The organism is Aphanizomenon sp. UHCC 0183, assembly GCF_009712065.1.
In the GTDB taxonomy this organism is placed as follows: Bacteria; Cyanobacteriota; Cyanobacteriia; order Cyanobacteriales; family Nostocaceae; genus Dolichospermum; species Dolichospermum heterosporum.
The window spans coordinates 1-10,090 of the sequence record NZ_VILC01000040.1 but is presented as its reverse complement, the minus strand read 5'-3'; the positions used below and the strand labels follow the sequence as shown (position 1 = coordinate 10,090).

At 40.9% G+C, this 10,090-nt stretch carries 12 protein-coding genes; 10 read left to right on the top strand and 2 right to left on the bottom strand.

Features of this window, described 5'->3' with window-relative positions; all coding sequences use genetic code 11:
- Window positions 1-206: 206 nt before the first annotated feature.
- From FJR37_RS15025 to FJR37_RS14990, 8 genes are all read left to right on the top strand, one after another.
- Window positions 207-623, top strand: a complete 417-nt coding sequence (locus tag FJR37_RS15025) for a phosphomannose isomerase type II C-terminal cupin domain (protein ID WP_039204090.1) — start codon at window positions 207-209, stop codon at window positions 621-623.
- Window positions 624-711: 88 nt separating this feature from the next.
- Window positions 712-1,038 (top strand): iron-sulfur cluster assembly accessory protein, encoded by a 327-nt coding sequence (locus FJR37_RS15020; RefSeq protein WP_027402059.1) that lies wholly within the window; start codon window positions 712-714, stop codon window positions 1,036-1,038.
- A 272-nt stretch (window positions 1,039-1,310) separates the two neighbouring features.
- Window positions 1,311-1,694, top strand: a complete 384-nt coding sequence (gene rpsL, locus FJR37_RS15015; protein WP_015078104.1) for a 30S ribosomal protein S12 — start codon at window positions 1,311-1,313, stop codon at window positions 1,692-1,694.
- Window positions 1,695-2,074: 380 nt separating this feature from the next.
- On the top strand, window positions 2,075-2,545 hold the full coding sequence (gene rpsG / locus FJR37_RS15010) for a 30S ribosomal protein S7 (RefSeq protein WP_027402058.1): 471 nt from the start codon (window positions 2,075-2,077) through the stop codon (window positions 2,543-2,545).
- A 178-nt stretch (window positions 2,546-2,723) separates the two neighbouring features.
- Window positions 2,724-4,802: an elongation factor G gene (gene fusA / locus FJR37_RS15005; protein WP_039203057.1), complete on the top strand. Its 2,079-nt coding sequence runs from the start codon at window positions 2,724-2,726 to the stop codon at window positions 4,800-4,802.
- Window positions 4,803-4,824: 22 nt separating this feature from the next.
- Window positions 4,825-6,054 (top strand): elongation factor Tu, encoded by a 1,230-nt coding sequence (gene tuf, locus FJR37_RS15000; RefSeq protein ID WP_039203055.1) that lies wholly within the window; start codon window positions 4,825-4,827, stop codon window positions 6,052-6,054.
- Between the two features lie 164 nt (window positions 6,055-6,218).
- Window positions 6,219-6,536 (top strand): 30S ribosomal protein S10, encoded by a 318-nt coding sequence (gene rpsJ / locus FJR37_RS14995; RefSeq protein WP_015078100.1) that lies wholly within the window; start codon window positions 6,219-6,221, stop codon window positions 6,534-6,536.
- A 155-nt stretch (window positions 6,537-6,691) separates the two neighbouring features.
- A complete protein-coding gene (locus FJR37_RS14990; RefSeq protein WP_039203054.1) occupies window positions 6,692-7,342 on the top strand; it encodes an LON peptidase substrate-binding domain-containing protein in 651 nt (216 codons plus the stop codon).
- A 12-nt stretch (window positions 7,343-7,354) separates the two neighbouring features.
- Here the strand turns inward: FJR37_RS14990 and FJR37_RS14985 are convergent, their stop codons facing one another.
- Window positions 7,355-7,588 (bottom strand): WD40 repeat domain-containing protein, encoded by a 234-nt coding sequence (locus FJR37_RS14985; RefSeq protein WP_039203053.1) that lies wholly within the window; start codon window positions 7,586-7,588, stop codon window positions 7,355-7,357.
- 54 nt (window positions 7,589-7,642) lie between these two features.
- Entirely contained in the window at window positions 7,643-7,918 is a 276-nt protein-coding gene (locus tag FJR37_RS14980) for a hypothetical protein (RefSeq protein WP_039203051.1), read from the bottom strand.
- A gap of 949 nt (window positions 7,919-8,867) precedes the next feature.
- On the opposite strand from FJR37_RS14980, the gene FJR37_RS14975 reads away from it, so the two are divergent.
- Entirely contained in the window at window positions 8,868-9,071 is a 204-nt protein-coding gene (locus FJR37_RS14975; RefSeq protein ID WP_039203050.1) for a hypothetical protein, read from the top strand.
- Window positions 9,059-9,883 carry a tetratricopeptide repeat protein gene (locus FJR37_RS14970; protein WP_052149975.1) on the top strand — a complete coding sequence of 275 codons (825 nt, stop codon included), beginning with the start codon at window positions 9,059-9,061 and terminating at the stop codon, window positions 9,881-9,883. Before FJR37_RS14975 ends, FJR37_RS14970 begins: the two co-directional genes overlap by 13 nt.
- The last annotated feature ends 207 nt before the right edge of the window (window positions 9,884-10,090 follow it).

Genomic DNA, 10,090 nt, shown 5'->3' with positions numbered 1-10,090 from the left:
CCAAATTACATATTTAAGAAACTTTGTCAATGCGTAAGCCCTAATTTTTTTGATGAAGATTTTATGTAGACAGATTAGTTTCCGCCAGGGACTTTACCAGTCAATGGTGAGTTTTGCTATCTTTATCAAAGTGGCTAAATCTTGTCGCTTTTCCATCAACTGTTCTAACTAAAAACAGGTTTGTTATGTCTCCATCTGAGGTAACTATGGCTAAACTATCAGAAACTGCCCCAAATACTCTGACTCTGCAACCAACAATTAATGCTAGAAGTATTGTTGCTGGTGAATTACGTCCTTGGGGTTCTTTCACAGTCTTAGAAGAAGGGCGCGGATATAAAATTAAACGAATTGAAGTAAAGCCTGGACATCGCCTCAGCTTACAAATGCACCACCACCGCAGTGAACACTGGATTGTTGTTTCCGGTACAGCTAAAGTAGTTTGTGGCGACAAAGAAATCTTATTAAGCAATAATCAATCAACCTATGTCCCCCAATGTACAACCCATCGGTTAGAAAATCCCGGTGTGATTCCCTTGGTTTTAATTGAAGTCCAAAATGGCGAATATCTCGGAGAAGATGATATTATTCGCTATCAAGATGATTATGCCCGTTCGGAAAAGTAGGCAGGGGCAGGGGGCAGGGGAGAGAAATATTCTTTTGCAACGGACAACTGACGACTGACAACTAACAACTGACTAATAAGAAAATTTCATGATTCATTTCAGTCCAACAGCCATTAATGAAATCGGGCGCTTAAAATCTAAACAACCATCAGATACCTTATTTCGCTTGCGAGTCAAATCTGGAGGTTGTGCTGATTTGTTTTATGATCTGGCTTTTGATACAACAGTACAATCTCAAGATCAGGTTTTAGAGTTGCATGATATTCGCGTAATTATAGACCCAGAAAGCATAAATTACATTAATGGGTTATCAATAGATTATTCAGAAGATTTGATGGGTGGGGGTTTTCGCTTTCACAATCCTCAAGCAACATCAACCTGTAGTTGTGGTAATTCTTTCTCTATTAGTCAGTAGTCATTGGTCATTGGTCATTGGTCAGTTGTCAGTTGTCATTGGGAAAATTCTTTCTCCCCCCCAACTCCCCCTACTCCCCCAACTTCCCCAACTCCCCCAACTTCCCCAACTTCCCCAACTCCCCCAACTCCCCCTACTTCCCCTACTTCCCCTGTTCCCTGTTCCCTATTCCCTATTCCCTCCTAAAATTGATTGACAGAAAATCAAAAAAAAAGATATAATCAGGATTTGTTAAAACTTAGATCATAAAGCAGCTTCACGCGCTGTAACTCATGCCAACAATACAGCAGCTAATACGTAGTGAGCGCGAACTAGCGCGTCAGAAAACCAAGTCCCCTGCTCTGAAGCAATGCCCGCAACGTCGAGGCGTTTGCACCAGAGTATACACAACTACACCTAAAAAGCCTAACTCAGCACTCCGTAAGGTAGCCAGGGTAAGACTTACCTCTGGATTTGAAGTAACAGCTTACATCCCAGGTATCGGTCATAACTTACAAGAACACTCCGTAGTTATGATTCGTGGTGGTCGGGTCAAAGACTTGCCCGGAGTTAGATACCACATTATTCGTGGCACATTAGATACAGCCGGAGTTAAAGACCGGAAACAAGGTCGTTCCAAATATGGAACTAAGCTCCCAAAAGCAGGTAAAAAATAGGTAAGTGGCGGTTAATCGCGTCAAATACGGTTAATCGTCCTACCTGCCAACTGCATGAAAACCAGCAGTAACGAATTTTTTTTAAGAAAATCAAACTGGATCTGGCATAAAAACAAGTTGTATGAGTTTGGAGAGGATAATCTTGTAAACGATAACAGCACTTTAATCTAAATTTTAAAGTTGATTAAGTTGTCGTCTTCTGTGTCTGGTAGCAGATAATAAGTGAATTAATTCAGCCTCCTCTCAACTGATAGCGATCGCATGGCGCAAGCCATAAAGGAAAATGCAGGAAAAATCAGCGGCTAATTAAACCGCTTTTAGTTTCCTGTGTTCTGATAGCATATAATTTCGTGGTCAAATTCCGTATTCAAGGATGAAGTATGTCTCGTCGTGGTGTTAGTCAAAGGCGTGCAGTCCCGCCTGACTCAGTGTATAATAGTCGCCTGATCAGCATGATGATGCGACGGATAATGCGTCATGGCAAAAAATCAATTGCCGCAAGAATAGTTTATGACGCTTTGAAAACTATTGAAGAACGCACTGGTGGAAGTCCATTAGAAACTTTTGAAAAAGCAGTGCGTAACGCTACACCATTAGTAGAAGTAAAAGCTCGCCGAGTAGGTGGAGCAACTTACCAAGTACCAATGGAAGTACGTACAGATCGCGGTACTACCCTAGCGTTACGGTGGTTGGTACAGTATTCTCGCCAACGTCCAGGAAGAACTATGGCTGGGAGACTAGCTAATGAGTTAATGGATGCTGCGAATGAAACTGGTAGTGCTATTCGTAAGCGCGAAGAAACACATCGGATGGCGGAAGCAAACAAAGCGTTTGCACATTATCGTTACTAACTAGAAAAACGATATATCGTCTTCTCGTGCGCGGTATATCGTAGAATTTATAGCTAATGCCCAAAAAGGCAACTGCCTAGCTAGGCTAACAAAAAAAGACGGTTTTCCGTAAAAGTATAGAATCTTAACAAAGAGTAATATACGAGATATCATGAGGCGACAACGTTAGGAGGTAACTGTGGCACGCACGAACCCGCTAGAGAAAGTACGCAATATCGGTATTGCGGCGCATATAGATGCGGGCAAAACAACGACAACAGAGAGAATATTATTTTACTCTGGGATCATTCACAAAATCGGCGAAGTTCACGAAGGAACTGCTGTTACAGACTGGATGGAACAGGAACGGGAGCGGGGAATTACCATCACTGCTGCTGCCATTAGTACCAGTTGGAATGATCATCAAATTAACATTATTGATACTCCCGGTCACGTGGACTTCACAATTGAAGTTGAACGTTCCATGCGAGTATTAGATGGTGTAATCGCTGTATTTTGTTCCGTAGGTGGTGTCCAACCACAATCAGAAACAGTATGGCGACAAGCAGACCGCTATAAAGTCCCTCGTATTGCCTTTATTAATAAGATGGATCGCACCGGTGCGAACTTCTATAGAGTGCATGACCAAATGGTCGATCGCTTGCGAGCTAACGCCATTGCTATTCAACTGCCTATTGGTAGTGAAACTGAATTCAAAGGGATCGTTGACTTAGTGAAAATGTGTGCATATATGTACACAAACGACCAAGGAACTGATATCCAAACCACAGAAATTCCCGCCGAACTAGCTGAAAAAGCTGCTCAATACCGCACCAAGTTGGTAGAAGCAGTATCAGAAACCAGTGATGTGCTGATGAATAAGTACTTCGAGGGCGAAGAACTGACAGAAGCAGAAATCCGTGCTGCCCTTCGGAAAGGAACAATTGCTGGGACAATTGTACCAGTGCTTTGTGGTTCAGCCTTTAAGAACAAAGGCGTGCAATTGATGTTGGATGCGGTAATAGATTACCTACCATCACCACTGGAAGTTCCACCAATTCAAGGCACACTGCTCAACGGTGATCCCGTTGAACGTCATGCTGATGATGAAGAACCATTATCAGCTTTGGCATTTAAGATTATGGCTGATCCTTATGGTCGCCTTACCTTCGTTCGTGTTTATTCTGGTGTGCTGAAGAAAGGTAGTTACGTTCTTAACGTCAGCAAGAATAAAAAAGAACGGATTTCTCGGTTAGTGCTGATGAAAGCAGATGACCGACAAGACGTAGATGAACTACGGGCAGGTGATTTGGGTGCTGCCTTGGGATTGAAAGACACCTTGACAGGTGATACCCTTTGTGATGAAGGTTCACCAGTAATTCTGGAATCCCTATTTATTCCTGAACCTGTGATCTCGGTAGCGGTTGAACCCAAAACCAAGAACGACATGGACAAGCTTTCCAAAGCTCTGCAATCTTTGAGTGAAGAAGACCCCACCTTCCGTGTGCGTGTTGATCCGGAAACCAACCAAACCGTAATTGCGGGTATGGGAGAATTGCACCTAGAAATTCTTGTAGACCGGATGTTACGGGAATTTAAAGTAGAAGCAAACGTTGGTGCGCCGCAAGTGGCTTACCGCGAAACCATCCGCAAAGCCGTCGAAAAAATTGATGGTAAATTTATCCGCCAGAGTGGTGGTAAAGGTCAGTACGGTCACGTAGTGATCAATCTAGAACCAGGCGAACCAGGCACAGGTTTTGTCTTTGTTTCCAAAATTGTCGGTGGGATTGTACCGAAAGAGTACGTTGGACCTGCGGAACAGGGAATGAAAGAATGTTGTGAATCCGGTATTTTAGCTGGATATCCCCTCATTGATGTCAAAGCTACCTTGGTACATGGTTCTTACCACGACGTAGACTCTTCAGAAATGGCTTTCAAAATTGCCGGTTCTATGGCGATGAAAGAAGCGGCATCAAAAGCCTCTCCTGTCATCTTAGAGCCGATGATGAAAGTTGAAGTTGAAGTCCCCGAAGATTATATCGGGAACGTGATTGGTGATTTAATCTCCCGCAGAGGACAGATTGAAAGCCAAAGCACTGATAATGGGTTGGCGAAGGTAGTATCGAAAGTTCCATTGGCAACCATGTTTGGTTATGCCACTGATATCCGATCGAAAACTCAAGGTCGAGGTATCTTTACAATGGAGTTTAGTACCTACGAAGAGGTGCCTCGCAGCGTGGCTGAGGGCATCATTTCAAAAAGTAAAGGGAACGCTTAATTAAAAAAGGAAACGATTATTCATGGCACGCGCAAAGTTTGAAAGAAATAAACCTCACGTTAATATCGGTACTGTTGGCCACGTTGACCACGGCAAAACTACTTTAACAGCAGCTATTACCATGACCTTGGCCGCTAATGGTCAAGCAGTAGGTAAGGGTTACGACCAAATTGATAATGCACCGGAAGAAAAGGCACGGGGTATTACAATTAATACCGCTCACGTTGAGTATGAAACTACTGCTCGTCACTATGCTCACGTAGATTGTCCTGGACACGCTGACTATGTGAAAAACATGATCACAGGTGCAGCACAAATGGATGGAGGTATCCTGGTAGTTGCAGCCACAGATGGTCCTATGCCCCAAACCCGTGAACACATCCTCTTGGCAAAACAAGTAGGTGTTCCTAGTCTTGTCGTCTTCTTGAACAAACAAGACATGATGGACGATGAAGAGTTGATGGAATTGGTAGAAATGGAATTGCGGGAACTGCTCACCGATTATGATTTCGATGGTGACAATATTCCCATTATCAAAGGTTCAGGTCTGAAAGCTCTGGAAGCAATGACCGCTAATCCCAAAACTCAGCGCGGCGAAAATGAGTGGGTAGATAAAATCTATGAGTTGATGGATGCTGTAGATCAATCTATCCCTACTCCTGAGCGGGCTGTAGATAAACCATTCTTGATGGCTGTAGAAGATGTGTTCACCATCACAGGTCGGGGTACAGTTGCTACTGGTCGGATTGAGCGCGGTGTTGTTAAAGTCGGTGATACTGTAGAATTGGTAGGTATCAGAGACACCAGAACTACAACTGTAACTGGAATTGAGATGTTTAAGAAGAGTCTCGATGAAGGTCAAGCAGGAGATAACGCAGGTGTGCTACTTCGCGGTATGCAAAAGGCTGATATTGAACGGGGGATGGTAATTGCCAAACCAAAATCAATCACACCTCACACTCAGTTTGAAGGCGAAGTTTACGTGTTAACTGAGAAAGAAGGTGGTCGGAAAACACCATTTTTCGCGGGTTATCGTCCTCAGTTCTATGTGCGGACAACTGATGTAACTGGCACAATCAAAGCGTTTACCTCCGATGAAGGTGCAAATGTGGAAATGGTAATGCCTGGCGATCGCATCAAGGTAACAGTAGAATTGATTAACGCGATCGCTATTGAAGAAGGTATGCGCTTCGCTATTCGTGAAGGTGGACGGACTATCGGTGCTGGCGTTGTCGCTAAAATCTTGAAATAACACTCACCTTTTTGCTCTTATTCAAAAGGAGTAGAGATGAATTATATAATCTCTGCTCCTTTCTATTCCCATAAACAATTTTAAATTTCAGATTTGGGATGGAATTTAACATCTAAAAATCTAAAATCTAAAGTCTAAAATTTACCGAACCTGGAAAACTAAAAATGGCAACTCTACAGCAGCAGAAGATTAGAATTCGTTTAAAGGCATTTGACCGCCGTTTATTAGATACATCTTGCGAGAAGATTGTTGAAACAGCTAACCGTACCAACGCTACAGCTATCGGACCAATTCCTTTACCCACCAAACGCAAGATATATTGCGTACTGCGATCGCCTCACGTAGATAAAGATTCCCGCGAACACTTTGAAACCCGCACCCATCGCCGGATTATTGACATTTACCAGCCTTCTTCTAAAACTATTGATGCACTCATGAAGCTGGATTTGCCTTCTGGTGTAGATATTGAAGTTAAGTTGTAAGTTTGTCATTTGTCAATAAATAAGATCCCCGACTTTTTAGAAAAGTCGGGGATCTGTTCTTTTCTTAATGATAAAATATAAATAAAGTACAGAGAAAGTCGGGAAGAATATAATATTTTAAGACTACAATTTATACTTAACTAACAATACTAACAATGACATCTTCTTCTAAAATTGCAGTGCGTGAACTACCTCTATTCCCATTACCCGAAGTGGTTCTATTTCCCACTAGACCATTACCTCTACATATCTTTGAATTTCGCTACAGAATCATGATGAATACGATTTTGGAGAGCGATCGCCGATTTGGGGTATTGATGATTGATCCCACCAAAGGGACAATTGCTAATGTTGGTTGTTGTGCGGAAATTCTTCATTATCAACGGCTACCTGATGACAGAATCAAGCTATTAGCTTTAGGACAACAAAGATTTCGGGTTTTAGAATATGTCCGCGAAAAGCCCTATCGCGTCGGTTTGGTAGAATGGATTGAAGATCAACCACCAGCTAAAGATTTACGTCCTTTAGCATCTGAGGTAGAACAACTATTGCGGGATGTAGTGCGTCTTTCCGCCAAGTTAACAGAACAAGAGATTGAATTACCAAACGATTTACCAGATTTACCTACAGAACTCTCTTATTGGATAGCGAGTAATCTCTATGGTGTCGCTCCCGAACAGCAAGCATTATTAGAAATACAGGATACAGTTGCTCGTTTAGAACGAGAAGCGGAAATTCTCACTTCTACTCGTAATCATTTAGCCGCACGTTCTGTTCTCAAAGATACGTTTAGTGAGATGGAATAAACTGGCCAAACTTTAGACTTTGAGAGTTTGCACACAGTATCCAGTTTCCAGATTCCACAACTTGATTGTGTTATCTTCACTTGCTGTAGCTAAGATTTGCTCTGTGGGATGAAAAGCAACACTCCATACACAAGCATTATGTCCTTCTAGAGTTTGCACACATTTTCCTGTGGCTAGATGCCATACTTTAACTATATGGTCATTGCTACCACTTGCAAGGAGTTGAGCGTCAGGACTAAAAGCCATCGGCTTAAAAATGCTAATATGTCTATTAAATTGTTGTTTACTATTGCTGATTTCTTATTCCTGTGTAATTCGCTGCAAGACTTTGTGCAGGTTGCTTTTGGTGACTTTTTCTCCTAAAGCTTGGGAGAGCGATCGCCATAGTTCTGAGCCAACGTCTTTAATGTAACCAAGATCGTAATCGGAGTCTATAGCCATGTCTAAGTAAGTCTTTCCAGTCCAAGATTGACGGAATACAATTTCTTGAACTGTTGTTAAGCGTCCCCGCTTTAATAACTGTTCGACTAGTACAATAGCTTCTCTATCCGTAATTATCACTTCTTCAAGGGTCATTTACTCTTTTGGCAAAGTTAGTATTACAAGGGTGAGTTGATTGTTGTATGATATGGAGTGCGTGATTTGGTTCTTGTGACATATTTATTTAGTCACAATAGTGACATAAAAACCTCGTCGTTGTCAACGCATAAAAGTAAATTTTAAATATAGGCTCCTATTTGATTTTTGATATAAGTAGGTAAACAAAATAAAAATGAGGGGTATTGCGTTTTGTAAAATGGCTGAAACTCAATCAGAATATTGCATTGAGACAACTTTACATACCGTTACATACCTTTAAATTTTCCTGTTTACCTACTTACCTGAAAACGGTTAATAGTTTAACCAAATATGAAACCCCTCTGGTAAACCTCTCCCTAACCCTCTCTTAAAAGGAGAGGGAAAAGGAATAATATTTAATACTGGAGAGGCTTTGAACTTGTTCTTTGTATGATAAAAAAGTCCAGCTTCTAGCCGTTTTGAGTATAGCTTGCGTAGTGTAGCCATACGTCGGGAGTTTCAGATCCCCCGACTTTGGAGGATATTTCAGCAAAAAGGTCAACATTCTTACAAAAAAATGCCCTCACAGACAACTTTTATGGCTTACGCCACGCTACGCTATCAGCAAACCCTATATAGAAGTTAGGAATAATTTTAATAAAAATAGTCACGTCTGTGAATAAAATCCTGGTATAATCAAAAGATGAACCAACAACAGTTTGAATTTATATTTGAAAACCTGACAACCAGACCAAAGGAAGTCTTGCAAAGGAATATTAGCGGGTGAAACAGATGCAGATATAGCAGTAGCTATGGAAATTGGAGCAAAGAATAGGACATCAAATCTTCAGGCATCTATTGACATTTCCCGACAATAGGTTCATAATGTTATATATGTATACGAGAGTTTTGTAGTTAATTTAAAGTCAATAAATATTTTGAGTAACTGTAATGGTTCCGAATAGACTTGAATGGCTACAAAGAAAATAAACCTTTCCTTAGAAAACTTGGTAGTTCTAGAGAAAATTTGGGTATTGAACTCGTTGATAGACAATCAAGAGCCTTAGAATTATGTTCTAAGGCAATGTGGGATACCACCTTCACTAACTCAGTTGGTGGTGTTATACTGGATATTCACGATATCTCAGATGTCGGCGAATGTCTCGGTTAAAAGTATCAGAGCCTACAGTCAGAAAACATATTGAAAGAATATGTGAAAAATTTGGACTGAGGAGTGAACATACTGATAGTCGCCGCTACAAACGCTCAGAGTTAGTGACACTGGTTGCTAAGTATAAGCCTAACTTACTAACTGAATATCAGCTTAAATTTACAGATAAAGTAGCAGAAATAACAGATAAAGATGACAATAATATCTGCGAATTTATATTACAATTACTATCAGTCAACCAACCTATAAATGAAGAATTTAAGAAATTTATACTGCGTTTTAATTGCAATGAGCCTGATTTAGCAGCGGCTCATTATAATTTAGGAGCAACCTACGAAAAAATAGATCATTGGACTCAAGCTCGTGAACATTATAAAATTGCTATGCAATATCAAAATCGGGCTGGAGAAGCTGCAATGAATAATTTAGCTCGATTGGAAATTTTACAAGGAAATAGTTCTGCTGCTGTGGAAATGATTTCGCCAATTTTATCAAAGGTTAAAGATCATACAGTCAAAGCTGCATTACATAAAAACCTTGGTTGGGCTTATTTTCAGCAAAATTTTTATGAACAAGCAAAACAGCATTTATTCATATCTTTAGAATTGGAAAATGATTATGCTCCAACCTATTGTTTATTAGCACAAGTCCAAGCAGCAGTAGGAGATAAAGAAAATTCTCTAATATTCTGGAGAAAATTCTTAGAATCTTATTCCCAAGGGCAAGAATTAAAAAGTGTTCAATGGCATTTACCAGAACTAGAAATTTGGAAACTTGATGCTATGAGAAATATTATGGAAACAGCGATATAAATATGACTTACGCACAAGTCACAAAAGAATGAACCACGTTCGCGTAACGTCCAGCAGGGATAGGAACGAAGGACACGAAGGAAAGAGAGTTTGAGGGGTTGTTTGAAAAGTCATGATTGTTGTATCAAATGTTTTACCCCTCCCTAACCCTCCCCTTATAAAGGGCCCTTAATCCCCCCCTTAAAAAAGCAGGGCTGTTTCAAGAAT

Bases quoted from the DNA above. Each gene is read 5' to 3' on its own strand.
- FJR37_RS14985 (WP_039203053.1), bottom strand. From the start codon at position 7,588: ATGGCTTTTAGTCCTGACGCTCAACTCCTTGCAAGTGGTAGCAATGAC.
- rpsG (WP_027402058.1), top strand. From the start codon at position 2,075: ATGTCTCGTCGTGGTGTTAGTCAAAGGCGTGCAGTCCCGCCTGACTCA.
- rpsL (WP_015078104.1), top strand. From the start codon at position 1,311: ATGCCAACAATACAGCAGCTAATACGTAGTGAGCGCGAACTAGCGCGT.
- FJR37_RS14970 (WP_052149975.1), top strand. From the start codon at position 9,059: ATGTCTCGGTTAAAAGTATCAGAGCCTACAGTCAGAAAACATATTGAA.
- FJR37_RS14980 (WP_039203051.1), bottom strand. From the start codon at position 7,918: ATGACCCTTGAAGAAGTGATAATTACGGATAGAGAAGCTATTGTACTA.
- FJR37_RS14990 (WP_039203054.1), top strand. From the start codon at position 6,692: ATGACATCTTCTTCTAAAATTGCAGTGCGTGAACTACCTCTATTCCCA.
- FJR37_RS15025 (WP_039204090.1), top strand. From the start codon at position 207: ATGGCTAAACTATCAGAAACTGCCCCAAATACTCTGACTCTGCAACCA.
- tuf (WP_039203055.1), top strand. From the start codon at position 4,825: ATGGCACGCGCAAAGTTTGAAAGAAATAAACCTCACGTTAATATCGGT.
- rpsJ (WP_015078100.1), top strand. From the start codon at position 6,219: ATGGCAACTCTACAGCAGCAGAAGATTAGAATTCGTTTAAAGGCATTT.
- FJR37_RS15020 (WP_027402059.1), top strand. From the start codon at position 712: ATGATTCATTTCAGTCCAACAGCCATTAATGAAATCGGGCGCTTAAAA.